The organism is Paenibacillus sp. 4624, from assembly GCF_050435065.1.
GTDB classification, from domain to species: Bacteria; Bacillota; Bacilli; order Paenibacillales; family Paenibacillaceae; genus Paenibacillus; species Paenibacillus amylolyticus_D.
On sequence record NZ_JBNDJR010000004.1, the window covers coordinates 350,898 to 375,901 of the forward strand.

Sequence of the window (25,004 nt, forward strand, 5' to 3'; positions counted from 1 at the left end):
ACTTCAATAACCCAAAAACACCCCGATCATTCCTGTACCGGAATCGTCGGGGTGTCTTGTTATACAAGACATAGGATGTATGGTCCTAATTATTTGCATGATGATTAGCGTTCTCGTCGTGCTCATGTAACTCCGTCTGCTGTAGTGCCTTCATTTTCTCTTCGTAAATTCGTCCTCGTGTTGGACTTCGCCGTTGCGGAACATTAGGTTTCAACTCCAGCGACCTGTTCTGCATCTGCTCAATAAGTTCCTGATCCTCAATAAGGATAGACAAATCACGATACTCAAGTGTTTCAGGATCATGATCTTGTAACTCGTTTACAATGCTGCGAACGTCCGCTTTCAATTCTCCCAGATGGATACCGAGAATAATGTCAGGATACGATTCCAGCAATTCGAGTGAACTTTGTAGCATCATTCGTCCGCCGCGAAGATTACGGTTTCTGTAATGATACAGCCCCACCGCGATTTGCAGCAAACCTTTGTACAGCGGATCACGGTTCCGTTCCAGCCACAGTTCCTCAAGCACTTCATGACATTCGAAATAATCCTGATCCCGATTAAAATAAATCAGATAATCAATGTAGAGCGGTTCATAGCTGCTCATCTGGGTTTTCGCCCTTTCTGGCGTTGTTCAAAAGTTCCTTCACATCGTCCAGAAGTACTTTGAGTCCCTCCATATCATTCCGTTCCCAACAATCATTAAATCGCCTTTGGGCTTCAATCGCCTCATGAACAAGATGATAGAAGTACAGCTGTTGAATGATGCTGAGCGTTCTTGACACGATATTGGAGTCATCCTCGAACGCCTTTTGTGCCTCTAGAATCTGCAGACGGATCGCTGACATCTCATTATCGAGAACGAAGGCTGCTTCTGCTGTTTTCTTGAGTCTAGCTCGCATATCTTCCGGCAGACTTTCCCGGTATTTATAGCTCAGAGAATGTTCTATTGTTGCCCAGAAATTCATGGCAAGCGTCCGAATCTGAATTTCAGCGAGAACTTTTTTCTGCCCCAAGGCTGTTTGAACAGGATACTCAATAATCATATGAAAACTGCGATAACCGCTTTCTTTGAAGTTGGTTATATAGTCTTTTTCAATCAATACCGTTAAGTCTTTCCGTGCTCTGATGTATTCGGCCACCCGCCGAATATCGTCTACGAACTGACACATAATCCGAATACCTGCAATATCCTCTATGCCAGTCTCCACATCGTCCAGTGCCACATTCAGACGTCTTGATTTTTCCAGAATGCTGGAGATTTTTTTAACACGGCCCGTAACGAATTCAATCGGGGCATATTCTTCCCGTTTCTTCAATTCGGCCCGCATCGTTTTGAATTTGACCTTCAATTCCTCTACCGCTTGTTCATAAGGAAGTAAAAATGTACCCCAGTCTCTACCGTCCATGGTTAAAGCCTCCTGTCTCTATAGCATCCCCTGTTCTTATCCATTATACATGATGTTTGCCGGGGGGAAGAGTCCCGATCCAATATACACTCTCCCACGCTTCTATTATTCGTATTCTGGGGGTATATCGCTTCTTAACGGTGGTCTGCACCAACCGCCTCTGAAATATGATGATATCCGTCCTTACGAAGTAATTCGCGCAATCCAGCGTGGATTTGGCGGTTTACTTCAGGCCCTTCATAGATTAATGCAGTATAAATTTCCACCAGACTTGCCCCGGCTTTAATTTTCTCATACGCATCCTCACTGGTAAAAATGCCACCCGAACCGATGATGGGAAGCTTGCCTGCCGTCTGTCTGTATACCTGACGAATGATTTCTGTTGAACGTTCACGCAGCGGCTTACCACTAAGCCCTCCCGTTTCCTTCGCATGCTGATGTGAGAGTCCTTCACGGCTAATCGTTGTATTCGTCGCAATAATACCCGACACCCCACTCGCCGCAATTGTACTGACCATATACTCTAGTTCCTGTTCATTCACGTCAGGCGCTATTTTGACAAGCACGGATTTGGCTGCTCCACCAACCTTAACCTGTTGGCGGTTCATCTCTTCCATGACCGCAGCGAGCAATTCTTTCAATTCATTCCCATGTTGCAGATTACGCAAATCCGGTGTATTTGGTGAACTGATATTAACCACAAACAAATCTGCATAAGTATATAACGCCTGTATACATTTCGCATAATCCAGATGAGCTTCCTCGTTTGGAGTTGCTTTATTTTTACCGATATTGACCGCTACAGGGATACGGCGTTCTTGAAGACGCGCAAGCTCGCCTGCCATCGCTTCTGCACCCAGATTGTTAAAGCCCATCCGGTTCACCAGCGCTTCATCCGGGGGTAAACGGAATAGACGGGGCTGATCATTGCCGGACTGTGCAAGCGGCGTCACTGTTCCCACTTCCATAAATCCGAATCCAATGGAAGAGAAGCCGGTTACAGCCTGTCCATTTTTATCCAGACCTGCGGCTAAACCAACCGGTGTAGGAAAATGACAACCGAACATATCCACTGCCAGATCCGGGGTTTCACGCACGCCGTACATGACACGGAGTCCGGACGGAACCGGACGAACACTGCCTACACCACTTAGGCCACCAATAATCAGATGATGGGCCTGTTCAGGGTCCATTTTGAACAATAAAGGTTTAGCAAGACTTTTGTATAACAAATCACTCACTCCGTTCTGATTCGGTACGCCAAATGGCCAATCTCCGTCTCTTATATGTAAAAAACTCTACACACAAGTCTAGCCGTTTCTTCCTCAAAAAGAAAGTCATTTACGCATAGACAAACAAATTTCAAATCAGATGATCCATGCAGAAGAAATCAACCCACCTACTGGAAATAGCGAGCCAAATTCTTTACAATGAGAGCATGGTTACTCTAGACCAGTTGGATACCTAATAAGGAGGAAAAAGCCATGGCTCAGAAACGTAAACCACCTGCATTGCAGCAAAAAAAAGAAGAGGTTAATCGCAAAGCCATCATATGGACAGCAGCCAGTGTTGGCGGTTTGATCGTTATCATTGGTGCTCTGATTATTATTGCCAATATGTAGTTGATTCAGCATGCTCTAACCGGACTTACATATAGAGATCTCTGAGATCAACGGCAACTTTACGATTGTATCAGAGAACTGCAGGATCAATTTAGCCAGTGATATGTTTTATTTGGATTGTTCTGCTGGGGAACAAGGTTGTACGTATAACGTTGTTCGGCTTTTGGCACAGACGTAAGCTCTGGCAGGATATCCTGACCAATACGTACCGGAGTTCCTTGCGGAGCAAGAGCGAACAACTCCTCTACATCTGCTTTACTCATTCTCACACATCCAAGGGACTCGTCAAGGCCGATACTTTCAGGCTCATTAGTCCCATGGATGGCATAATTCGTATTCGAGAGCTGCATGCCTCGACTTCCAAACTCTCCATTGGAGCGACCATTCGGATTAACAACCTTATCCGTAATGACATACGACCCCTCAGGCGTCCGTTCTCCACCCAGACCCACTTCATACATCCGCACGATCTTATCCCCGCTGATGAGTGCCAGCCTGTGGTTACTCTTGTCAATAACAATCTCAAGCGGCTTCTCAAAAAAAGATTGTCCCCCTAACGTATCAGCAAACGTAGCCTTTGCCTTCTTGGACGACTCAGAAGCCTGCGGTTTACCATCACCGTTAGAACTCCCCTCTTGAGCCTTGGCTTGATGAATGGCTAACAGCTGCGGAAACATCTCACTCATTTCAGCTGAAGTTTCTCCCAATATATTGTTAGGAAACGGCTGAGCCATTGCTGTAACGTTCTTTGGCCATGCTTTGTGTTGTTTATGATATGCAACGATTGCACTTGACAAGACCGCGGCTGTCTCCTGTTTGGCTGTCCATGCGAGAGCCATCCGTTTGATTTTGGAGGATACTTCAGGAGGTTTACAGTTACATTGTTTTGCATCATAACTCTGGGCCGTGAGTTTGCCTTTATGATTGGTCTGTATAATGTATTTGACGGGCATATCCCGCTTCCAGACAGACCACTTCTCCGATCTCTGCATGCCAAGAACAGCCGTCGTTTTAACCCCGGCACCTGATTCAGACCAGACAGCAGCAAGGGGTTCTCCTCCATCATTTCCGTTACCAAATCCGGCCGCAGTGAACACATTGCTCTGCGCTATGGCCGCTGACCTCGCCCCTTGCTGATCTTTGGCAGGCTCTGCAGAAGGTATATCTTCCTCTGATTCTAAGGCTGCAGACAGGGCATCCGCCGCCCCTTCATGGGCACCAGGAGCATCGGCAGGCGGTAGACCCGCTAACAGTAGCAGCATTAACAGTGTCAGCCACATTTTGCGTCTGCGCTTCTTTTTCTCCTTGAGCTCAGACATCTCTACCAGCTTTTCCTGGTAGTCCATCCATATGTCAGCAGGGGCTTTACTCCGTTCAAAAGCTTCATACACTTCGCCCGCTTGTTGAAAACAATAATTGGCCTTCCCTTCTTGCCCTTCGCCAAGGTACTCTTTGCCTAGCAAATACCAAGCCATTTTATTATCTGGATGTTTCTTGACATATGACCTTAGATCCGTGTTTTGCATCTAATCCTCCACTATTCCGCGGTTAGCTTATAGAGTTATATATCGGTATCCAGCCTCCAAATATGCATAGGACTTCAGTACTTGGTACTAGCCATTTTAATTTAACACATACAAAAAAGCACACCTTCTGTCTCTAAGACAAAAAATGTGCTTTGATGTACATGAAATAAAAAACTTAACCTTCTTTATTAAAAGGCTCGTCCGCTACTTTAATGGAATCTGTAGGGCAGCCATCGCATGCATCCTGCATATCGTCGAACAAATCTTCAGGGATCGCCTTAACTCCTTGGTTGGCATCACCATCAAAAATAACTTCAGCCAAACCTTCATCATCATAATCATAGATATCTGGAGCCGTTGCTCCACAAGCGCCACATGCGATACATGTGTCTTTTTCAACCCAAGTATATTTACTCATTATACAATCTCTCCTCCTAAGATTCACCACGAACCGTGTTTTTATCTAAAAACATATTAAACCAAAGTTTGAATAATTACAAATCAATTTGCAACAACCACAACTTTATATTATCCCTGTTTAGTCAAAACTTTGCAAGTTATCTTTTTGCAGTGACGTTCCCCTTACTTTATGGTTACGAAGCAATACGGAAGGGTCATCCCCCAGCATACCTGCAGTCACCACCGCATTCTCACCAAATTTGTCCCGAAGCTGATCCATAATCCGAATTAAACTTTCCTTTTTTGGCTTTTCTTCATATTCGAACAAATCCATCTGCACAGCCGACTCTTCTCGCGGAATCAATGTCTGCAACGTGATACCAAGCATTCGTACAGGCTTCCCATTTCCCCAGTGTTTTGCAAAAAGCTGGCAGGCCTCACGATAGATGACCGCCGCATCCTCTGTAGGTATATCCATCATACGTGATCTGGTGATCGTTTTCATGTCAGGAGTACGTATTGTAATCTGAATACCTTGACTCAGCATTTCGTGTTTGCGTAATCTTCGAGCTACCTGATCGCTGATGTTGAGAAACACCCGGTGGATATCCCCTATCTCAGAAACATCGGCTGGCAGTGTCGTTGTATGCCCAATCGATTTATTCGCTTCCCGCTCAGCAACGACAGGAGAGTGGTGAATGCCATTAGCCGAATTTTTGAGCCATGTACCATTCACACCAAACAGGTCTATCAGCATTTTTTCGTCCGATTTAGCCAGCTGACCGATCGTATCGATGCCCAGCTTTTTCAGTTTCTCGGCCGTCTTTTTCCCAATACCAAACATCTCGTTACACGGTCTATGCCATAAAATGCGCGGCACGTCCCTCATCCGCAAAATCGATATGCCGTTCGGTTTTTTCAGATCCGAAGCCATTTTGGCAAGCAGCTTGTTCGGCGCAATCCCAATGGAACAGGGCAGGCCGAGTTCCTCCATGATTCTCTGCTGAATCTGTTCAGCGATTTCAATAGGTGTACCGAATTGTTTGGAACCCGTAATATCGAGATAACACTCATCAATTGAGGTCGCTTCCAGTAAAGGTGTATAACTATACGCAATCTGCATAAACGCCCTGGAGTATTGACGATACAGATGGAAATCTGGACGAATGACAATCAGATCAGGACATTTTTTCATCGCCTGATGCACAACCATGCCGGTTGAAATTCCTCTACTTCGAGCTGTATAAGAACAAGTGACAATAACACCCTTACGCAACTCACTGCTGCCAGCAACAGCAGTCGCTTTTCCTCTATATAACCCCGGCTCCTCTGCTTCATGTACTGAGCAATAGAAAGCATTCATATCGACATGCAGAATCACTCTGCCAGCCGCTGGATAATACTCGCTTACATTCATTGGAGGATTGTTGTCTGAAGACTTCACGCCCCCCATCCTTTCTCTCCTCCCAGCCGGGAGTTCGCTTTATTTTCGTTGTTAAAATTATAACATAGGTAGCCTTTCGATATCCCGGACCCTTTTTCACATTAAATCGCAATTGTTTACGTTAACCTGCGAATTCTATGTAGCATTTGGCTATAATGATGCTATAATAATTAATTATACAAATTCACGAGTTTGGGACAAATCCATCAAACTAGTTTAACACAGTGTAGCGTTGCTACATCGAAGGAATTATCCAATAACGTTCTTGCCTGTTTTTCAACCACACCATCAAAACTTATAAAAAAGCGCTTTACCTTAAAGGAGGATCTTCATGTCAAAGGCCATTTCCATCTTCGATACGACTTTACGCGACGGCACACAAGGAGAGGGTGTCAGCTTATCGGCAGATGACAAACTCAAGATTGCCAAAAAGCTGGATGACCTGGGTGCTCACTATATTGAAGGCGGAATTCCCGGTAGCAATACCAAAGACATTGAGTTTTTCAAAAGAGTCAAGGAATTGAAGCTGAACGCTAAGGTTGTTGCATTCGGAAGCACTCGCCGCAAAGGCAGCATCGCCAGCGAAGACGCCAATTTGAAACGTATGATTGAATCCGGGGCACAGGCAGCAACGCTGGTCGGAAAATCATGGGACTTCCATGTACATACCGCCTTGCAGACCACGCTTGAAGAAAATCTGTCCATGATCTATGATTCCATCGCATATTTGAAACAAAATGGCCTGGAAGTAATCTTTGATGCCGAGCATTTCTTTGATGGATTCAAACACAACCCAGAGTATGCACAAGCTGTCATGACCAAAGCCCACGAAGCTGGGGCGGACTGGCTCGTCATGTGTGATACCAACGGAGGAACGATGCCGCACGAAGTTCACGAGATCGTATCCACCCTGCACCGGACGTTGCCTCAAGCACATCTTGGCATTCACACCCATAATGACTGTGAGCTAGCGGTTGCAAACACGCTTAGTGCTGTACAAGCCGGGGCTCGTCAGGTGCAAGGTACAATGAACGGTTATGGGGAGCGCTGCGGTAACGCTAACCTCGCTTCCATTATCCCGAACTTGCAGCTGAAACTGGGTTACGAATGTGTCTCTGAGGATTCCATGAAACAACTCACGAATGTTGCCCGTTATATCAGCGAGATTGCGAATGTGAATATGCCTATTAACCAACCTTATGTGGGTAATGCTGCATTCGCTCATAAAGGCGGAATCCATGTATCCGCCATCTTGCGGGATTCCCGGACTTATGAGCATATCGTTCCTGAACTGGTCGGCAACAAGCAACGTGTGCTGGTCTCCGAACTGGCTGGACAGAGCAACATCGTGTCCAAAGCACAGGAAATGGGGTTGGAGTTTGATCCAAGCAGTGCGAACTCCCGTCAAATCATTGAAAAAATCAAAGACTTGGAGCATCAAGGTTATCAATTCGAAGGCGCGGATGCATCACTGGAATTGTTGATTCGTGAAGCGAACGGAGATATGAAAGAACTGTTCACCTTTGAATCGTTCAAAATGCTAGTGGAGAAAACGGCTGGTAAATCCGTTGTATCTGAAGCTTTTGTCAAACTGAATGTTGCCGGAACAAGTGTCTATACCGCAGCAGAAGGAAACGGCCCAGTGAATGCACTGGATAATGCACTTCGGAAAGCACTTGTGCAGTACTTCCCTTCTCTTGCTCATATGCACCTGTCGGACTACAAAGTTCGTGTACTGGATGAAAAGGATGCGACCGCTGCAAAGGTTCGTGTATTGATCGAATCCAAAAATACAGAGAACACGTGGAACACGGTCGGTGTGTCCGAGAACGTCATCGAAGCCAGCTGGGAAGCCCTTGTACACAGCTTCCGGTATGCTCTACTCCAGGAAAACATCTTGGATGAACCGGAATCCCTTTCGATTCCAACGCCAGGTCTAATCAATCACTAAAAATCTAAATCAACCACTAAAACACAATCCGACTTCATATTTCCCGGAAAATAAACAAAGCTTCTGCAACCATTAACGATGGTGGCAGAAGCTTTTTCAATGCAATACGATAAACAAAAAATCTTTTCTTTAGGGCGTGTCTTGAAACCTACTGAAGTGCATCTTTCACCCCCGCCCCCTGCTACGTCACTTCCCCTTGACGTGCCCCGGCACGCCTGCGGGAAACTTCCTGGCTTGGAACGAAAATTCGGCAAAATCTGCTTTCTTCAGCGTTTTCAGATACGCCCTAGTTTGAAATCAGCTTTTTAATTTTTTTCTCCAGTTCTTTTTCCGGCAAAATACCAAGAACAATCTCTTGGATTACTCCCCGGGAGTCAATAAGAACATTCGTTGGAAATGCAACGCCGTTATACTGGGCATAGACGGTTCCTTTTTCGTCCAAAGGAATCGGGAATTTTAACTTGTACTCGTCCACAAATGCTTTGGCATCCTTCAATTTATCGTATGAAGTAACATTCACACCGTAAAGATCCAGCTTATCTTGGTATTTTTCAGCCAGATGGTTCAGTTCAGGTGCTTCTTGTTTACAAGGGTCACACCATGACGCCCAGAAACTGACAAAGGTTGCTTTCTCTTTCGCCCCGCCTACGCTATACGTCTTGCCATCAAGTCCAGTCAGCGAAAACGGCGGTGCCAGCAACCCTGCCTTCGGCCCCGTCTCCGTTGGCATAGGCTGTTCCTGTTTAAAAACAGCGGCAATACCACTATCCGTATTCTGAGCAAGGGCTATACCAACAAGCAGGACAGCTCCAAGCAGTATGTATATGTTACGTTTCATCACTCGTCACCCTCTTGTTCATTCAATGTGTATCCAATGGAATTACATCAATCCTTTCTCATATTGTACCCTTTTCCCTTAAAATTTTACAATCCGCACTGAACAAAATAAAATAAAAAAGGACTCCTGCATCAAGCAGGAGCCAAAAGAGAGAGGGGTGAATACAAATGGCAGCACTTCACGGGCAGCAAAATACCTTAACCCTTCCTCGCTCGGTGGAACGTGAAATGTCCAGGCACATGCATCTTTCACTGCCGCAAGAAGCCTGCGGGGTTGTGCTGGGTGAATCCGCAGCGGGCGGCATACGAATCAGTCGGTTTCAGCCCATTCGTAACGTAGCGCCTGACCCGCTGCATCACTTCTCGCTGGATCAATCGGAATGGATTCAATGTCTTTTCTCCGACGTTACGATCGTTGGCGTATTCCACACCCACCCGTGTTCATTGCCCATTCCTTCGCAAGAGGACCTTCAAGCCCTCCCGAACTTTGCGGGATTGATACACACCTATCTGATTGGTGCACCCGATCTTTCGGTTTCAGCTCCAGAAGACTTCGAATCACCCATGCTCCTGAACGCTTATCAGATTATATCGAATGAGGAACAAGAACCTAGTGGGGCATCGTTTCCGCTACATCCCTACAGCTTAATACCATTAACGTTACGCATGACTTAATTGGGTGTACAGGTCACCCAAGGTCTCTATATTTTTGCGTTGCATATCCTCAAGATAACAAGACCATAATTGCGCCGTCATTTTAGCATCTTCAAGCGCATGGTGCCGCCCATAGATCGGAATGCCCCTGGCTTCAAGCAATTCATCGAGCCCGTATCCTGTCCTCGTCGGTTCAAGCCAGCGAGCAAGCATCATCGTATCAATTAAACGATGGGTCAGCCTAACTTTGGAGGTTCGCCACAACGCTGCATTGAGAAAAGCCCGGTCATGCGCGCTCGCATGAGCCACCAGTACATTCCCACCCACAAAGGACATGAAATCATGCAATCCTTGAAGCAGTGTAGGTGCCTTTTCGGTCATCTGTTGCGTAATCCCGGTGAGTTCAGTAATATGCTTCGGCACCGCTGTTTTTGACTGAACCAGTGTATAGAACTGTTCCTCTTCCAGTACAACACCACCTCGAAGACGCACTGCACCAAAGGATAAAATCTCATCTCCATGTTGAGGGGAAAAACCCGTCGTTTCCAGATCAAACACAACAGCATCCAATTCCCCCAGAGGTGTATGCAACACTTCTGGTCTGCGTTGCTCCCTCATTATGGAACGGATAAACGCCATATGTTGCGCCGTAGGGGCTCCCATAATGGAAGCGATCGCGGAAGGAACCCCTCCCTGACGCAGCGAATTCCAAAACCCTGTACTGCCCCTTGCCGGCTCTCTCATGGACGTCTCCTTTCTGCAAAACGCAACTGTCTTTGCAAAGCACGATGCACTCGCTTAACCAGTCCCAGTGTCTCCCTCAGTTCATAATGAACTTGCTTCTGCTTCATCTGTTTCTCATCCAAAAAACCACTGCTCTGCTGCAAATCCTCACGTATAACAACTGGTGTATTTCGACGCAGCTTCAAAGCAGACCTAAACGCACGCTGGCATGTGTCCGTTAACTGAAAAGGAATGGCCTCAAGCGAATTCAATCTCTCCATTCGTTTTAACGTGGATGATTCCTGAATTCCATGCTGCAAAGCCAGAAATCTGGCACTGTTAACCAGCGGAATATATACGCCATATTTGACATCAAAGCCGCCTGCATGTTCACCAAATCGCTCTGTAACGACGCGACCCAGTATATTTAATGTCGCCTTATGTTTCACCGTATTACGCAGCACCGCATCAGAGAGCTCTGGAACTCGGCGAAACTGTTCATAAAAGCTCGCGAGCCAAGCGTCTGCCAGACTAGCTTCCCCTGCAATAAAACGCATATCGGAAGCGATGATCAGGTTACGCACCGGCTCCCAGTTTAAGTCGGAACTCCATTCGAACAATTGCTTATTCCAATCCGCCAGTGTTTTTCGCCAGAGCGATTCCGAGCACATCACCTTACCCTCGCATTTGGCATAACCCAGACCTTCCAATAGATCCGCAATACGTTTTCCCAGTTCCTTGAAATATTCTTCTTTTGTTGCATGCGGAGCATCGCTGATAATCATGCCATTATCCTGATCACTCCATAATGTCGCTTCTTCCCTGCCGGAGCTTCCAAATACGATAAAGGCATAGGGGACGGGAGGTTGGCCGAAGCCCTCCTCTACCATCCCCTGAATGCATAACTCTACTGCTTTCCGTGCAATGCGGTCATGCAGTTCATTTACCGTCTCGTACCATTCAACCAGCGACAAGGAAGCGGACATTGATTTCTGGAGTTCTCTCTGTAAAATAACACGTGCCTGGCGCAGTTCATATGCAGAAGTTGCACCATCGATCCCTTGATAAGACCAGGAAGGGTTTGTTATTGAGATAGGTTCCATCATTCCGGCCTCCTTGAAGCAATTTCAATCTGGATTTACCTCAGGAGCTGAACGTACCACCTGATTTGGATTCTGCATGTTTCATTTGTTCAGGATATCCATACGTCCCGTGTTCACTAAGATCAAGCCCCATTGTCTCTTCTTCTTCCGTAACACGGATACCCATTACAGCTTTCATACCGCCGAGAATGATGAAGGACATAACAAGTACAAAGGCAAATGCACCGGCAAGACCTAGCAACTGCACACCCAGTTGGTGGAATCCACCTCCATAGAACAGACCCGCTTGGCCAACGCCTACCTTTTCAGCAAGTTCTGGTGTTGCGAACAAACCCGTGGAGATAGCTCCCCACATACCAGCAATACCGTGTACTGAGAACGCATAGATTGGATCATCAATACCTTTGCGATCAAAATATTGAGCCGTGAAGAATGTAATGATACCTGCGATTGCACCAATGACCAGAGCTGCCCAAGGTTCAACGAAAGCACAAGCTCCAGTAATTGCTACGAGTGCTGCTAGTACACCGTTCAACATACTAGGGATATCTGATTTACCAAGAACTGCCCATGAGATCAACAGTGCGGCAACTCCACCAGCAGCAGCAGCTACGTTTGTAGTCAATGCCACATACCCGAAGAATCCTTCACCCATTGCAGACAACGTACTACCTGGGTTGAAACCGAACCAACCGATCCAGAGGATAATGACCCCGAGTACGGAATATACTTGGTTGTGACCTGGAATGATGTTAGGTTTACCGTCTTTGTTGTATTTACCGATACGAGGTTTCAGCAAGATGGTAGCCACCAATGCTGCTGTTGCACCCGTCAGGTGAACTACTGTTGAACCCGCGAAGTCTTGCATGCCCAGCTCTGCGAGCCAGCCTCCGCCCCATACCCAGTGAGCAACAACTGGATACATAATAATGGTATACAGTGTACCAAACACGATATATACACTCATCTTTGCACGTTCTGCCATACCACCGCAGGCAATAGCCAGAGATACAGCAGCAAATGCAAGGTGGAATACAAATTTAATCGTTAGTGGAACATCGGAGAAAGCAAGTGATTCAAAGGAAGCTGCCATGTTGTCTCCACTCATGAAGAAACCGGTTGTTCCAAAGAATCCGTTACCGTTACCAAACCCGAGACCAAAACCAAGTCCCCAGAATGCAATAACTGAAATGCCCAATGTCAGGATTGTCTTACCCGCAATGTGTCCTGCATTTTTCATTCGTGTCGAACCCGCTTCAAGGAGTGCAAATCCCCCTTGCATAAAGAACACCAGCACTACAGCCAGAAACGTAAAGGCCGAGTTCAGACCACTTTGAAGTTCAATATTACTTGGGCCCTCCGCTGCTGCTGCAAATGCACTCATTGGAAAAGCCAGTAAAGTAAGCATTGCTAACATTGAAACCAACCATTTCTTTCTCATGTACCCCACTCCCTCTTATGTTATGTTTATTAACATATCGTGAAACTCTTAATGTCATTATAAGCAGAAGTAAGGAAAGTTGACAAGAGTATTTTCATCATTTTCAAAAATATTTTATGGGAATAAAGTCTTACGTCTTTTTCTTGCACTTAAGTACATATTCATACGCTTTGAGTACATAGATATAGAAATGAAGCAAGCTATCAATCAAAGCATAACGTTTGACTGTATGGTTCATGATCATGTATCATACTTATTAGTAAGAAAAATTAGGCGCGTTCTATCTGAAGCGCTTGAGGAAACCACATTTCCCTACATTTGAACTTGCAAGCGAGGTGAATATCATTGGGGATATGAAACTTTTTCGGATTGGCGAACTCGCCAAAACGGCTGGTGTAAGCGAACGGACAATTGACTATTACACAAAGCTCGGGTTGATCTCTCCCGAAGAACGCACCCAAAAAAATTATCGTCTTTATAGTCATGAAACCTTAACCAGACTTGAACGTATTGTACAGATGAAACAAGAGAAGTATAGTCTCGAAGAGATTAAACAATCTCTTGAAAAGTGGCGTCTGGTCAGTACAGAAGAACAAGTAGCCAGCAAACTGACAACACTTGAACTTCATGTGCAGCAACTTGAGCGAGAGGTCAATGAACTCAAACCATTGCTTGGAGAGATGAAACCTGTACAAGCACGCAAGATGATGGCAGGACTCCTCACCAAAAGCGCCGGTACAATGGAGGCATTAAAAATCTTGCTTGAAAACACCATGATGTAGCTTATTATGAAAGCGGAGGAATGGATATGAGTTTTAATAACGGTATGTTCGTATTGATTATCATCGCCTTTTTGCTCTCGTTATGGGCGCAATTTCGCGTTAAAGGCACCTTTAGACGTTGGTCAGAAGTACCCAACCAGAACGGAATGACCGGTTACGACGCAGCCCGTCATATGCTCGACGCCAACGGCCTGCACGATGTACCGATTGAACCGGTTCGCGGCTCACTCTCTGACCACTACGATCCGATCAATCGGGTTGTACGTTTGTCAGAACCTGTGTACTACGAAAAGTCCATCTCGGCACTATCCGTTGCCTGTCACGAAGTAGGTCATGCCATTCAACACAAGGAAAGTTACCCTATGCTCGCATTGCGTCACCGGATTTTTCCGATTGTAAACTTCGCTTCCGGACTCGCACCGTTCCTGTTGATTGCAGGTTTTATCTTTAACGCGATGAATCTGGTCGGAATCGGTATTATCTTCTTCTCTGTTACTGTTGCATTTCAGTTGATCACATTGCCGGTCGAATTCAATGCCAGCAATCGAGCACGTGAAATTATGGTATCTGAAGGTTATATCCGTAACGAAGAAGAAAAAGGCGTAGCCAAAGTGTTAAACGCCGCAGCTTTGACTTATGTTGCCGCTGCATTGATCTCTCTGCTTGAACTGATTCGTTACATCGGGATCTTTAACAGCCGGGACTAATTGTTTCAGCTCCTACATGAAAAGTTGAATAAACAAAAACAATACCCCACCGTTATTCGGATGGGGTATTGTTTTGTTGTTGTAAACCAAAATAATGAAGCAAGAACGAGCGAAACGACTGAGCAACGAGCGGCAGCTTATCATCTGCACGGTGAATCAATCCAATCGTTCTGGTTACTTTCGGCTGGGAGATCGCTACATGCGCAGGCTGCAGGGGGTTGGTCTGGAATAATGCCATTTCCGGCAACAGACTGACTCCCATACCCGCCGCTACCAAACCACGGATCGTATCCGTTTCCTCACCTTCAAAGGCAATTTTCGGCGTGAATCCGGCTTCCAGACAGGCGTGCCATACGATTGGCCGCAAAGAGTATCCTTTGCTAAACAAGACAAACTTTTCATCTTTCAGTTGTTCCAGTGCAATAGTCTCTTCTCCCGCAAGCGGATGATTTGGCGGTAAAATGGCATGTAATTCCTCAGTCAGCACAATATCACCAGCAACCTGATCATGCTTTTCTGGAAATGGTGAAATAAAAGCAAGATCGACTTCCGCCGACAACACATCCCGAATCAATGTCGGGTACATCCCCTGCTTGAATCTGAATTTCACATTCGGATACTTCTGACGAAAAGCCGCCACTACAGAAGGAATGAGATGAATCCCCAGACTATGGGGGAAGCCGATCCGAATCTCCCCATGCTCTGGGTCAAGAAACTCATGCACTTCACCAACAGCTTTGTCGAGATCCTTCAAGATACCTTCGACCCGTTTGCAAAAAAGCTGTCCTACCGCGGTCAACTGCAGATTCCGCCCTTTTTGCATAAAAAGATCTACACCAAGCTCCTCTTCAAGCTGATGAATCTGCCTGCTGACCGCAGACTGTGCCACGTGCAACTCTTCCGCCGCTTGTGTAACATGTTCCTTTTGAGCCACTTTTAGAAAATAATGCAACTGTCTTAATTCCACTTGCCTGATCGCTCCAATCTGTTATACCCTACTATATCGTTCACCGTACAGTCCATCTTGAGAACGTTCTAACTATTTCCTGAAAATCCGAGGTTTCCATAAACGAATAATCAAACCATAAATAAAGAATCCTCCGAGCAAACCACCTAAATGCGCCATCCAGTTCACGTTTGAAACTGCAAAGGAGAAAATAATCCCGAACAGTAACAACGTATACAAAGTCTTGCGGGATGTCTCATCCATTATGGTTCGCTGGAACAGTGCCACGTAGAGAAATGCCCCATAAACAGCATAAATTGCACCAGACGCCCCTACCGAAATCGTAATATCGCCAACTGAATTGTACCAGGCAACAGCAAGAATATTACCTACTATTCCTCCTCCAAGATACAAGACACCGTATCTCAACGATCCAAGCAAACGTTCCATCGGCGGAGCAAATACGATTAATGCAAAACTGTTAAACAAAAGGTGCCCGAACCCTGCATGCAAAAACATGGAAGTCACATAACGCCACCAATCCTGGGCAAACAATTCATAATTCGTCAGTGCCCCAAATTTAAGCAGCACCATACTGTTCGTTGACCCTCCATTAAGCGTTAACACAATAAACATAGCGACATTCGCAATTAAAAGAATTGACGTCAAAGGGAAGTATTTCAAATAATCTTTCCAATTTTCATAACGGATAAATATCATAGATTTTCACTTTCACTCCACCCTGTTAATATCAGACCTTCTCTTGAATCCATCACAATGATACATGCCCAGATTGGACAATGTCTTTCATAAAAGATTATAATGGATTTTGGCACGGATCACCAATTTATAAGGAGGAACATTATTTATGACACAAGAACGTAAAGGCGCAGCCACATTTAAAGGCAACCCTATCACATTGATCGGACCTGAATTGAAAGTGGGCGATCAAGCACCTGACTTCACTGTGAGCAAAAACTTGATTGAAGATGCATCTCTGAAAGACTTCGCAGGCAAGATTAAATTAATCAGCGTTGTTCCTTCTCTGGACACTGGCGTATGTGATGCGCAGACTCGCCGCTTCAATGTTGAGGCAGCTGAACTGGGTGAGAACGTTGTAGTTCTGACCGTCAGCGTAGACCTCCCATTCGCTCAGGAACGTTGGTGCGGTGCGGCTGGTGTAGACCGCGTGGTTACCCTTTCTGACTACAAAACACGCTCTTTCGGCGAAAACTATGGTGTTCTGATCAAAGAATTCCAACTTGATATGCGCTCTATCTTTGTTCTGGATGCCGAAGACAAAATTACATATGTGGAGTACCTGCCTGAAATGACAGACTCCCCTAACTTCGAGCAAGCCATTGCTGCAGTTAAAGCTTTGCTGTAAAACAAGTTTCATAATTGCAGAATAAAAGCGAGGAAGGTCATCCTTCTCTCGCTTTTTATTATTTCATCATTTATTTCACTCATTCACCTTATACTTGCTAAGTTTTTTATCAAGTACGGAGAACAAGTGCATAATCGTACGATAGTTGGAACCGAGATCTCCCAGTGAACCGCGGGAAGCAGAATACATATCCACTGCGCTTCGCACAGGGCTTACCGAAATAATGGAAACTGTAATATCCATCGTACGCCCAAACGTTGTGCGTTTCTCCAGTATAATCTCGCCTACCGAGTGCACTTCATGAAGTACTTTATACCCCGGAATTTTTTTAAGTGTAGAAGACACCTCTTCCCAGGCTTTTTCTTTGGATAAATTGTAATAGCGCGTTTTTAATTTGGGATCCTTGGCTCGATCGCTGGTCCCCTCCATACTTCGGATGATACCGACGAGCGTTCTCTTTAAGGTCAAGACCCTTCCTCCTTTGAGTGTAACCGTTCCATTATGTATTCTAGTGTAACATTGTTCAAGTAGTAACAAAAGGGTAAGCCTCATATTTAACAAAAATACTAGGATCAACAATAACCCGAATTAAAGCATTCATCAGTTCCACCCAAAAATCAACATAAAAACACCCTGGCTTCCTCTATGAAAAGGAAAAGTCAGGGTGCTGTACATAGTAAAATTAGAAACCCGCCTATGCCGTCCGGCTACATTGTCTTATGAACCTGCTTGGCAGGTGGGTGACTGCAAAAATGCATTTGAAGTCCCCATGTCGTATAGACAGGGCTTTTCAGCAACATTTTGTATTAATCTCCCGAAGACATCATCATTGGTTCAAAACAACGAATAACCGAAACGTACATCGCAGGATGTACACTTATTATATCCCTAACTGTGTAAAAAGTAAATGCCAGACAGACATGTTTTATTTTTGCTGTGTAAAGTCTTTATTGTCAGCAGATTCAGAACTCTGTGCTTCGTCCTGTTCTCCCGATTTTTCAGCCAAAGCTGCAGCCTCTTCTTCCTCTTTCTGCAATTGAATCTTTTGCATCTGCTCCTGCATTTTGTTGTAGGTTGCATAGAAGTTAAAGAACGCAAACCAGGCCACGATGCTCATAATGAAAAAGATAAACAGCACCGGATAACGCAATCCGATATAGAACAGCAACCCACTCCCCAATAATGTGGAGAACACACGGAAAGGTCGAATCAGCGTTAAGAGAACTGCATTTTTGATAATGAGACCAATCGACATATGGTAATGTACAACCATTGAGAAGAAGTTAAACAGAGACACAAACAATAGTAGCAACAGCACAAGCATAATAATGCCAACCAGTTGCATGTTACGGAACTGCGTCATATAAACGGTATAGTCCAGATACATGATCGCAAACAGCAATGTGTAGAAAATACCCCCGATTAAGCTTTGTTTGTAGTTTTCCTTGTAACCTGTAAAAAATGTACGGAAGATCGGCACATCCGTATCTCCCATATTCCATTTACGAACAACCGTGAACAAAGCTGAGGTCGCCGGAAACAGTGTAAGCGGTGCCACAATGGCAATAGCCCAGTTCATTTGTAATGATTCGTTCGCGAGATTTTGCTGCATGACGAGCAGTTTCATGATCATGAAAAACAAGAACGGTGATGAACAGATCGCCCACAAGAGATTGCTTGCAGCCAGTCTTGTAATCCATTCTGTCAGTCGGTAAAGCCCGCCCATAGCTCCTTTAAATTCCAAACATTTCTCCTCCTCCACACCTTGCGTCTAACCTAAATTCTAATATTAATATACCTTATTATATATAGGAAAAGCCAGCACTTCCCGAAAGAAGATCACCTCAGGCAAGCCTGATCGTTCTAATAAATGGAAAGTTAATTAACTTTTACAAAGTAAAAAAAGATGGAGCAGCTTCCTGCTCCATCCTCATTAAATGTTACATTTATTCGAAAGAGTTGTCTCTAGCCGGACGGCGTCCTTCATTGTTACTTGGACGCGGTTTGCGATCACGGTTGTAGCCGCCTTCTCTGCTTCCGCTTCCACCACTGCTGTTGCGATCACGATTATAACCGCCACGCCCACCACCACTGCTGTTGCGATCACGGTTGTAACCACCGCCACCGCCACCACTGCTACGGTTACCGCTGTAACCTGATGGCTTGCGTCCGCCAGAACGAACATCTGGTCTACGACGTTTAGCACGAATTGGATCTTCAGGAGTCAGATCAACCTGAGCATCTTTTTTGTCGCCTGTCAGAAGTTTCAAAGCTGCGGACAACAATTGTACGGAATCATATTGCTCCAGCATTTGAATGGCAATACCCTTGTATTCGTTCAATTCACCGGATTGTACAATCTCCAGGAGACGTTCAGCCGTTACACGTTGTTTTCCTTCAACCGCTTCTGCCATCGTAGGCAACGGTTTACGCGGAATACGGTGACGTGTCACACGCTCGATGAAGTGCAAGTGATCAATCTCACGCGGAGTTACAAAGGACCATGCCGCACCCTCTTTACCCGCACGACCTGTACGGCCAATACGGTGAACATAACTTTCTGGATCTTGCGGAAGGTCGAAGTTCACAACGTGTGTTACGCCAGATACATCGAGACCACGCGCTGCTACGTCTGTTGCAACGAGTACATCGATGCTGCCATCACGGAACTTACGCATTACCGTATCACGTTGGTTTTGAGACAAGTCACCATGCAAACCGTCCGCGGAATATCCACGTTTTTGCAAAGCTTCAGCCAATTCGTCAACACGACGCTTTGTACGTCCGAACACGATTGCCAGTTCTGGGGATTCCATGTCCAGCAAACGGCTAAGCGCTTCGAATTTTTGACGCTCAGGCACTTCAATATAAGCTTGATCAATCAACGGAGCGCTGACTTGTTTAGGAATAACAGAAACGTGTTCTGGATTAGTCAAGAATTGTTGAGCCAATTTTTGAATGTTAGGAGGCATTGTTGCAGAGAACAGCATCGTTTGACGGTCGTCTGGAACTTGTTTCAGGATAGATTGAATATCCTCCATGAAACCCATGTCGAGCATTTCATCTGCTTCGTCCAATACAACAGTTTGTACATCATCAAGTTTGATTGTTTTGCGGTTGATGTGGTCAAGGAGACGTCCTGGTGTACCGATGATAATCTGTGGTTTTCTTTTCAATGCACGAATCTGGCGTACGATATCTTGTCCGCCGTAGATTGGCAGGGAGCGTAGACCTTTGAAGCGAGTAAGTTTTTCGATCTCTTCAGCGACTTGGATCGCAAGTTCACGTGTAGGTGCCATAATGAGGGCGCGGATTTTATCATCCGTTTTGGAGATTTTGCTAATCAACGGAATACCGAATGCTGCGGTTTTACCCGTACCTGTTTGAGCTTGACCGATCAAATCTCTGCCTTCAAGCGCAAAAGGAATTGATTTGGATTGAATCGGTGTTGCTTCTTCAAACCCGAGCTCAGTGATGGCTTGCAGCACCAGTGGTTCAAGATTGAAATCTGTGAAATTTAAATTTGTCAAAATTATTCATACTCCTTTTATATGGTGGACATGGTGGACAATCCACTTTGTTGTCTGTATTCTTAAGTAGCGTTAATATTTATAGGGTATCCCAACGGGACGAATTATTTTCATGAACGAACATAATTCCATGAATGGGTCCCCAAGATAAGACTAAAACTACAATCATGTGTTTGAAACATTTCAAATTTTAGCTTTCGATTTGGGAAAAGTTTCCTACTCAAGAATATCCACAAATCATTATATCATAAAACTATTCAAGATTACCAGCAATCTGGTTTTAAATAAAAATGAGGTGATTAAATTGCCCAAAATAATTTGGCACTCTTTGGTGATCATTTTGGGTGCTGCAGCAATTGCTTGCGGCTTCAACTGGTTTTTGGTTCCCCATCAGCTTCTGAGCGGTGGAGTATCCGGTATTTCAATGCTTTTAGGTTATTTTACCAATTTGAATCTTAGTATAATGTATTTTGTTCTTAACATCCCTCTGCTCGTTGCAGGTTGGTTTATTCTTGGACGACGTTTCATTATATTGAGCATTGTATCGGTAGCGGCCACTTCCTGGTTTATTGGACTGCTGCCTGTTTCTGCTGTAGCGACCGATCCACTTCTCAGCTGTGTATTTGGCGGTGTGCTGGTAGGAATCGGTACAGGGGTCTCCTTTAGAGTCGGTGGCTCTACTGGAGGTCTGGATATTGTCGGTTCCATTTTCACTAGAAATCGTGATTTCCCGATTGGTACTGTTATGGCGGGTATGAACGGAGCGATCATTTTGCTTGCGGGTTACCTGAACAACAACTGGAATATCGCTCTTGCCTCCATGGTTTCGATTTATGTTACAGGTAAAGTGCTGGATCTAATCCATATAAGTCACGTCAAGGTTACGCTCTATATCATCACCAATGAAACCGAAGCGATGCTGAAAAAACTATTGACCCGTCCACGTGGTGTTACAAAAATTAAAACGCAAGGGGCATATACTGACATTGAAAAGGATATGTTAATGACTGTGACTACCCGTTACGAACTGGTTGAGATCAAACGCATTATCAAAGAAACCGATCCAAAAGCATTTGTTAACATCGTGGAAACCGTAGGCGTGATGGGTTCATTCCGCCGCAGTTAGTTATCTGCCCGTTAACAAGTTGCAAGTTTGTGGTATAATAATGGTGCACCGCTCTTAAATATGTTGTAAGCAGGTTCCGACCTTTACTTTTCACAAAGCCATATGCTTTCCCGATTCGCGCCGAATGACTTACCATTTTGGATTTCGAGTAGGAAAGGGTGATTATTGTGGATATGGAAACGGTAAAACTGTTTGAAATTGTCAACAAATGGTGCCCGGAAATGCTCCCTTTCTTAAAACCGAATGAACTCGACTCACTGATTGTTCTCCGGGATGGGCTGGGCATCCTGGAACAGGGAGATGCAATGGAAATCATTCAGTACAGTATTTGTGAGCATCAGAATGATGTGTATATTCAATAATTTTTTCAGATCGTTTACGCCGCTTCTTGACGAGGTATTCCTCAGTCAGGGAGCGGTTTTCATTTTCCCCACATGTTTCATAAAAGGATTAATATGGTTAAAAGCACGGAGGCTTTGCTGTATAATTCAAGTATGGAATGTACATAAAGGGAGTGGAAAAGGATGAACATACTATGGGCCTTGTTCGCAATGGCCTTGGGAAGTTTCGGAGGAACGTCGTCGGTAGCTCCGGATCTGGGTCATAGCAACAATAGTCAACTATCCTCGTTAAGCAACAGTTTTAACTCTGCCATTATCCAATCACAAAAAGAACAAGTCGTCGTTGATGCCGACAATCCCCCTGCCAAAGTCGACCCGCAACCTGATGCTCCTGTTGTTAAAGGAATATATGTCACCGCGTACAGCGCTGGTGGTGCAAGAATGGCACAATTGCTCGAACTGACCGATCAGACAGAGCTTAATGCTATGGTCATTGATATCAAGGATGATCTCGGATATATCACGTATCCCACGAAAAACAAAGCAGTGAACAACATGGGTGAAGCAAAGGCTTTTATTCAAGATATCAATGCCTTGATGAAACGATTAGAGAAACATAAGGTGTATCCTATCGCACGGGTCGTTGTTTTCAAAGACACCATTCTAGCGAAGAAGAATCCCGAACTATCCTTTCGGAATAAGGACGGCTCGGTGTGGGCCAACGGTAAAGGAGACAGTTTCGTGAACCCTTACAGCAAAGAGGTATGGGAATATAATATTGAAATCGCCAAAGAAGCGGCAAAGCTCGGTTTCAAAGAAATTCAGTTTGACTACGTTCGCTTTCCCGAGGGATTTGAAACACGTGCAGATAAATTGAAGTACACACAAACCAAACAATCACGCGTTGACGTTGTCGCTGAATTTGTGCAATATGCACGTAAAGAGCTCGCTCCTCTTGGTGTTCGAGTTTCGGTAGATATTTTTGGATATGCAGCCTCTGTACCGGCAGCCGAAGGCATTGGTCAGGATTTTGTAAAAATATCAGAAAATGTGGATGTCATCTCGCCTATGGTCTATCCAAGTCATTATTCTACCGGCTGGTATGGCGTGAAAGACCCTGACAAAGACCCCTACACGACAATTAAAGGTTCCATGAAGGATACGCATAAGAAGCTGGACCCTACCAAAGAACTTAAACCAATCATTCGTCCATGGATTCAAGACTTTACGGCAAGCTGGCTGGGTAGGGGACATTATATCAAATACGGCAAGAAACAGGTCGAAGATCAGATTAAAGCGATGAAAGAAATGAATGTGGATGAATATCTGTTATGGAATGCATCTAACCGTTACACGCCTGGCGTGCAATACAAATAATATCGTGCACTTATAAAATCTTCTTCGTTTGAGTTCATCTAACCGCAGATCAGATCACAAACTCCATAATTCCAAGCCTCATCCCGTTTATAACGGGAGCGAGGTTTTTTTATATTTTAATATCCTGGTCTTGATAAGGCACTATGTTCATGCTCAAGACTCTTTCTCCTGTTGCACTATTCAAATTCGTAAAAATCCTCTACAATTAATAGCTGTCTGATGTGACATCAGCATGATAACTATATAGATCGTGAGGCCTCTTCAGTGAATATGAACACATCGAGTTTTCCACAAAAAATCAAACAGTTCCTGATCATATTTTTGCCCATCTTTACCACTCAGATCGCGCTTTCGGCCATGTCGTTTTTTGATACCAACATGTCCGGTAAGTTTTCACCAGCTGACCTCGCAGGTGTCGCTATAGGTACAAGCTTATGGATGCCCGTCCAAACCGGACTTAGCGGGATATTGATGGGAATAACCCCTGTTGTTTCTCACCTGCTCGGCTCTAGGCAGCATGATCAGATAGGACGGAGCGTCATTCAGGCTCTTTACTTGGGCATTGCTGTAGGCCTTATCGTGTTAGGGGCAGGCGTGTTGCTTCTAAGTTCCATATTAAACGCGATGCCTTTGGAGCCGCATGTTGCAAATGTAGCATTTTATTTTCTGTGTGCGCTTGCTTTTGGCATTATGCCCCTGTTCGGATATACGGTGTTACGCAGTTTTATGGATGCGCTTGGACAGACACGTATTACCATGCTCATCACACTCGTTTCGCTGCCCGTTAATATTTTGCTGAACTATCTGCTCATTTTTGGGCGATGGGGTTTTCCTCAATTAGGCGGTGTTGGTGCTGGTGTGGCCACAGCATGTACATATTGGCTTATTTTTCTGATCAGCCTGTTTTTCGCGCATCGTATGGAGCCATTCGCCCAGTATTCTATTTTCCGTCAATGGTCACCGATCTCGCTTAGCAAATGGAAGGAACTCCTCGTCATTGGGGTCCCGATCGGGTTTGCAACTTTTTTTGAAACGTCTATCTTCGCTGCAGTTACCTTGCTGATGAGCCGATTCGATACGGTTACTATAGCCGCCCATCAGGCAGCACTGAACTTTGCTTCCACGCTCTATATGTTACCTGTGAGCATCTGTATGGCACTCACTATTCTGGTTGGCTTTGAGAATGGTGCAGGCCGGCTGAAAGACGCCAAACAGTACAGTCTGCTCGGGATCGGGGGAGCTATTGGCCTTTCCTTGATTACAGCGATTATTTTGCTGGTGTTCGGAGAGCCGATTGCGAGAATTTACTCGAATGAACAGGAAGTAATTACATTAACGCAGCATTTTCTGATCTATGCGATTTTCTTCCAAATTTCAGATGCCATTGCTACCCCTACACAAGGGGCATTGCGAGGATACAAGGATGTCAATCCTGCGTTGATCATTACCTTTGTCGCGTATTGGATTATCGGTCTGCCCGTTGGTTATTTCACAGCAACTTATACTTCACTTGGCGCATTTGGATATTGGATTGGTCTCATTGCCGGGCTCGCAGTGGGAGCCACTGCGCTGTTGTGGAGACTGTTCCGGGTCCAAAAGCAAGCTTCCCTTCGCCCATAAGCAAACAGTGTTCCTCCTCGCATAATTTCTTTATGTAGAAGAAGGAGAGCATATCAAATAAAAAAGAGCACAGCTCCGA

General features: G+C 45.1%; 25 protein-coding genes and 1 other RNA gene. 10 read left to right on the forward strand and 16 right to left on the reverse strand.

The genetic code is table 11. The features are described from left to right. Nucleotides 1-85 precede the first annotated feature (85 nt). The 3 genes from ABIE27_RS11995 to ABIE27_RS12005 all read right to left on the reverse strand — a co-directional run bounded on the left by ABIE27_RS11995 (nt 86) and on the right by ABIE27_RS12005 (nt 2,641). Nucleotides 86-607 carry a DUF309 domain-containing protein gene (locus tag ABIE27_RS11995; RefSeq protein WP_123064306.1) on the reverse strand — a complete coding sequence of 174 codons (522 nt, stop codon included), beginning with the start codon at nt 605-607 and terminating at the stop codon, nt 86-88. Beyond that, complete coding sequence (locus tag ABIE27_RS12000) at nt 594-1,409, reverse strand: GTP pyrophosphokinase (RefSeq protein ID WP_090924744.1); 816 nt, start codon at nt 1,407-1,409, stop codon at nt 594-596. Before ABIE27_RS12000 ends, ABIE27_RS11995 begins: the two co-directional genes overlap by 14 nt. 134 nt (nt 1,410-1,543) lie before the next feature. Then, a complete protein-coding gene (locus ABIE27_RS12005) occupies nt 1,544-2,641 on the reverse strand; it encodes a quinone-dependent dihydroorotate dehydrogenase (protein WP_429350647.1) in 1,098 nt (365 codons plus the stop codon). A gap of 252 nt (nt 2,642-2,893) precedes the next feature. On the opposite strand from ABIE27_RS12005, the gene ABIE27_RS12010 reads away from it, so the two are divergent. After that, nucleotides 2,894-3,031 carry a hypothetical protein gene (locus tag ABIE27_RS12010; RefSeq protein WP_192895092.1) on the forward strand — a complete coding sequence of 46 codons (138 nt, stop codon included), beginning with the start codon at nt 2,894-2,896 and terminating at the stop codon, nt 3,029-3,031. A gap of 86 nt (nt 3,032-3,117) precedes the next feature. Here ABIE27_RS12010 and ABIE27_RS12015 read toward each other — a convergent pair whose 3' ends face one another. The 3 genes from ABIE27_RS12015 to ABIE27_RS12025 all read right to left on the reverse strand — a co-directional run bounded on the left by ABIE27_RS12015 (nt 3,118) and on the right by ABIE27_RS12025 (nt 6,409). Further along, complete coding sequence (locus ABIE27_RS12015) at nt 3,118-4,557, reverse strand: L,D-transpeptidase (RefSeq protein WP_123064304.1); 1,440 nt, start codon at nt 4,555-4,557, stop codon at nt 3,118-3,120. Between the two features lie 175 nt (nt 4,558-4,732). Further along, a complete protein-coding gene (locus ABIE27_RS12020) occupies nt 4,733-4,975 on the reverse strand; it encodes a ferredoxin (protein ID WP_123064303.1) in 243 nt (80 codons plus the stop codon). Nucleotides 4,976-5,095: 120 nt separating this feature from the next. Further along, nucleotides 5,096-6,409, reverse strand: a complete 1,314-nt coding sequence (locus ABIE27_RS12025) for a DNA polymerase IV (protein ID WP_240036816.1) — start codon at nt 6,407-6,409, stop codon at nt 5,096-5,098. Nucleotides 6,410-6,731: 322 nt separating this feature from the next. On the opposite strand from ABIE27_RS12025, the gene cimA reads away from it, so the two are divergent. After that, a complete protein-coding gene (gene cimA, locus ABIE27_RS12030) occupies nt 6,732-8,351 on the forward strand; it encodes a citramalate synthase (RefSeq protein ID WP_123064302.1) in 1,620 nt (539 codons plus the stop codon). 286 nt (nt 8,352-8,637) lie between these two features. Here cimA and ABIE27_RS12035 read toward each other — a convergent pair whose 3' ends face one another. Further along, entirely contained in the window at nt 8,638-9,189 is a 552-nt protein-coding gene (locus tag ABIE27_RS12035) for a TlpA disulfide reductase family protein (protein WP_123064301.1), read from the reverse strand. A gap of 167 nt (nt 9,190-9,356) precedes the next feature. Between ABIE27_RS12035 and ABIE27_RS12040 the strand changes: the two genes are divergently transcribed. After that, entirely contained in the window at nt 9,357-9,863 is a 507-nt protein-coding gene (locus ABIE27_RS12040; RefSeq protein ID WP_123064300.1) for a Mov34/MPN/PAD-1 family protein, read from the forward strand. On the opposite strand, the gene ABIE27_RS12045 is transcribed toward ABIE27_RS12040, so the two are convergent. From ABIE27_RS12045 to ABIE27_RS12055, 3 genes are read right to left on the reverse strand one after another with little or no spacing between them, the layout of a single operon-like run. Beyond that, complete coding sequence (locus ABIE27_RS12045; RefSeq protein ID WP_123064299.1) at nt 9,849-10,586, reverse strand: exonuclease domain-containing protein; 738 nt, start codon at nt 10,584-10,586, stop codon at nt 9,849-9,851. The genes ABIE27_RS12040 and ABIE27_RS12045 overlap by 15 nt on opposite strands. Further along, nucleotides 10,583-11,668, reverse strand: a complete 1,086-nt coding sequence (locus ABIE27_RS12050) for a DUF294 nucleotidyltransferase-like domain-containing protein (protein ID WP_429350596.1) — start codon at nt 11,666-11,668, stop codon at nt 10,583-10,585. The genes ABIE27_RS12045 and ABIE27_RS12050 overlap by 4 nt, the downstream gene beginning before the upstream one ends. 40 nt (nt 11,669-11,708) lie before the next feature. Next, nucleotides 11,709-13,109, reverse strand: coding sequence for an ammonium transporter (locus tag ABIE27_RS12055; RefSeq protein ID WP_123064297.1), 1,401 nt, complete (start codon nt 13,107-13,109; stop codon nt 11,709-11,711). 353 nt (nt 13,110-13,462) lie between these two features. Between ABIE27_RS12055 and ABIE27_RS12060 the strand changes: the two genes are divergently transcribed. Beyond that, the gene (locus tag ABIE27_RS12060; protein WP_123064513.1) at nt 13,463-13,891 is read left to right on the forward strand and encodes a MerR family transcriptional regulator; all 429 of its coding nucleotides are present in this window, start codon (nt 13,463-13,465) and stop codon (nt 13,889-13,891) included. Between the two features lie 26 nt (nt 13,892-13,917). Further along, a complete protein-coding gene (locus tag ABIE27_RS12065) occupies nt 13,918-14,598 on the forward strand; it encodes a zinc metallopeptidase (RefSeq protein WP_123064296.1) in 681 nt (226 codons plus the stop codon). A gap of 52 nt (nt 14,599-14,650) precedes the next feature. Here the strand turns inward: ABIE27_RS12065 and ABIE27_RS12070 are convergent, their stop codons facing one another. Both ABIE27_RS12070 and ABIE27_RS12075 read right to left on the reverse strand, forming a co-directional pair. Further along, nucleotides 14,651-15,565 carry a LysR family transcriptional regulator gene (locus tag ABIE27_RS12070; RefSeq protein ID WP_123064295.1) on the reverse strand — a complete coding sequence of 305 codons (915 nt, stop codon included), beginning with the start codon at nt 15,563-15,565 and terminating at the stop codon, nt 14,651-14,653. A 72-nt stretch (nt 15,566-15,637) separates the two neighbouring features. After that, complete coding sequence (locus tag ABIE27_RS12075) at nt 15,638-16,264, reverse strand: rhomboid family intramembrane serine protease (RefSeq protein WP_123064294.1); 627 nt, start codon at nt 16,262-16,264, stop codon at nt 15,638-15,640. Between the two features lie 148 nt (nt 16,265-16,412). On the opposite strand from ABIE27_RS12075, the gene tpx reads away from it, so the two are divergent. Continuing rightward, nucleotides 16,413-16,931 carry a thiol peroxidase gene (tpx, locus tag ABIE27_RS12080; RefSeq protein WP_090924731.1) on the forward strand — a complete coding sequence of 173 codons (519 nt, stop codon included), beginning with the start codon at nt 16,413-16,415 and terminating at the stop codon, nt 16,929-16,931. A gap of 75 nt (nt 16,932-17,006) precedes the next feature. Here tpx and ABIE27_RS12085 read toward each other — a convergent pair whose 3' ends face one another. From ABIE27_RS12085 to ABIE27_RS12100, 4 genes are all read right to left on the reverse strand, one after another. Beyond that, the gene (locus tag ABIE27_RS12085; RefSeq protein WP_123064293.1) at nt 17,007-17,399 is read right to left on the reverse strand and encodes a DUF1499 domain-containing protein; all 393 of its coding nucleotides are present in this window, start codon (nt 17,397-17,399) and stop codon (nt 17,007-17,009) included. Nucleotides 17,400-17,614: 215 nt separating this feature from the next. Then, nucleotides 17,615-17,805, reverse strand: a non-coding RNA gene (ssrS, locus tag ABIE27_RS12090) — 6S RNA. Nucleotides 17,806-17,856: 51 nt separating this feature from the next. Continuing rightward, entirely contained in the window at nt 17,857-18,675 is an 819-nt protein-coding gene (locus ABIE27_RS12095) for a YesL family protein (RefSeq protein WP_123064292.1), read from the reverse strand. Between the two features lie 202 nt (nt 18,676-18,877). Then, nucleotides 18,878-20,461 carry a DEAD/DEAH box helicase gene (locus tag ABIE27_RS12100; RefSeq protein WP_123064291.1) on the reverse strand — a complete coding sequence of 528 codons (1,584 nt, stop codon included), beginning with the start codon at nt 20,459-20,461 and terminating at the stop codon, nt 18,878-18,880. Between the two features lie 304 nt (nt 20,462-20,765). On the opposite strand from ABIE27_RS12100, the gene ABIE27_RS12105 reads away from it, so the two are divergent. The 4 genes from ABIE27_RS12105 to ABIE27_RS12120 all read left to right on the forward strand — a co-directional run bounded on the left by ABIE27_RS12105 (nt 20,766) and on the right by ABIE27_RS12120 (nt 24,925). Further along, entirely contained in the window at nt 20,766-21,587 is an 822-nt protein-coding gene (locus ABIE27_RS12105; RefSeq protein WP_123064290.1) for a YitT family protein, read from the forward strand. Nucleotides 21,588-21,760: 173 nt separating this feature from the next. Next, nucleotides 21,761-21,949 carry a hypothetical protein gene (locus ABIE27_RS12110; protein WP_174812284.1) on the forward strand — a complete coding sequence of 63 codons (189 nt, stop codon included), beginning with the start codon at nt 21,761-21,763 and terminating at the stop codon, nt 21,947-21,949. 162 nt (nt 21,950-22,111) lie between these two features. Beyond that, nucleotides 22,112-23,305 (forward strand): putative glycoside hydrolase, encoded by a 1,194-nt coding sequence (locus ABIE27_RS12115; protein WP_123064289.1) that lies wholly within the window; start codon nt 22,112-22,114, stop codon nt 23,303-23,305. Between the two features lie 270 nt (nt 23,306-23,575). After that, the gene (locus ABIE27_RS12120) at nt 23,576-24,925 is read left to right on the forward strand and encodes an MATE family efflux transporter (protein ID WP_123064512.1); all 1,350 of its coding nucleotides are present in this window, start codon (nt 23,576-23,578) and stop codon (nt 24,923-24,925) included. Nucleotides 24,926-25,004 lie beyond the last annotated feature (79 nt).

Excerpts from the sequence above, each read along its gene's own strand:
- ABIE27_RS12060 (WP_123064513.1), top strand. The coding sequence starts at position 13,463 with ATGAAACTTTTTCGGATTGGCGAACTCGCCAAAACGGCTGGTGTAAGC.
- ABIE27_RS12075 (WP_123064294.1), bottom strand. The coding sequence starts at position 16,264 with ATGATATTTATCCGTTATGAAAATTGGAAAGATTATTTGAAATACTTC.
- ABIE27_RS12055 (WP_123064297.1), bottom strand. The coding sequence starts at position 13,109 with ATGAGAAAGAAATGGTTGGTTTCAATGTTAGCAATGCTTACTTTACTG.
- ABIE27_RS12010 (WP_192895092.1), top strand. The coding sequence starts at position 2,894 with ATGGCTCAGAAACGTAAACCACCTGCATTGCAGCAAAAAAAAGAAGAG.
- cimA (WP_123064302.1), top strand. The coding sequence starts at position 6,732 with ATGTCAAAGGCCATTTCCATCTTCGATACGACTTTACGCGACGGCACA.
- ABIE27_RS11995 (WP_123064306.1), bottom strand. The coding sequence starts at position 607 with ATGAGCAGCTATGAACCGCTCTACATTGATTATCTGATTTATTTTAAT.
- ABIE27_RS12000 (WP_090924744.1), bottom strand. The coding sequence starts at position 1,409 with ATGGACGGTAGAGACTGGGGTACATTTTTACTTCCTTATGAACAAGCG.
- ABIE27_RS12025 (WP_240036816.1), bottom strand. The coding sequence starts at position 6,409 with ATGGGGGGCGTGAAGTCTTCAGACAACAATCCTCCAATGAATGTAAGC.
- ABIE27_RS12120 (WP_123064512.1), top strand. The coding sequence starts at position 23,576 with ATGAACACATCGAGTTTTCCACAAAAAATCAAACAGTTCCTGATCATA.
- ABIE27_RS12050 (WP_429350596.1), bottom strand. The coding sequence starts at position 11,668 with ATGGAACCTATCTCAATAACAAACCCTTCCTGGTCTTATCAAGGGATC.
- ABIE27_RS12045 (WP_123064299.1), bottom strand. The coding sequence starts at position 10,586 with ATGAGAGAGCCGGCAAGGGGCAGTACAGGGTTTTGGAATTCGCTGCGT.
- ABIE27_RS12020 (WP_123064303.1), bottom strand. The coding sequence starts at position 4,975 with ATGAGTAAATATACTTGGGTTGAAAAAGACACATGTATCGCATGTGGC.
- ABIE27_RS12110 (WP_174812284.1), top strand. The coding sequence starts at position 21,761 with ATGGAAACGGTAAAACTGTTTGAAATTGTCAACAAATGGTGCCCGGAA.
- ABIE27_RS12115 (WP_123064289.1), top strand. The coding sequence starts at position 22,112 with ATGAACATACTATGGGCCTTGTTCGCAATGGCCTTGGGAAGTTTCGGA.
- tpx (WP_090924731.1), top strand. The coding sequence starts at position 16,413 with ATGACACAAGAACGTAAAGGCGCAGCCACATTTAAAGGCAACCCTATC.
- ABIE27_RS12040 (WP_123064300.1), top strand. The coding sequence starts at position 9,357 with ATGGCAGCACTTCACGGGCAGCAAAATACCTTAACCCTTCCTCGCTCG.
- ABIE27_RS12065 (WP_123064296.1), top strand. The coding sequence starts at position 13,918 with ATGAGTTTTAATAACGGTATGTTCGTATTGATTATCATCGCCTTTTTG.
- ABIE27_RS12035 (WP_123064301.1), bottom strand. The coding sequence starts at position 9,189 with ATGAAACGTAACATATACATACTGCTTGGAGCTGTCCTGCTTGTTGGT.
- ABIE27_RS12015 (WP_123064304.1), bottom strand. The coding sequence starts at position 4,557 with ATGCAAAACACGGATCTAAGGTCATATGTCAAGAAACATCCAGATAAT.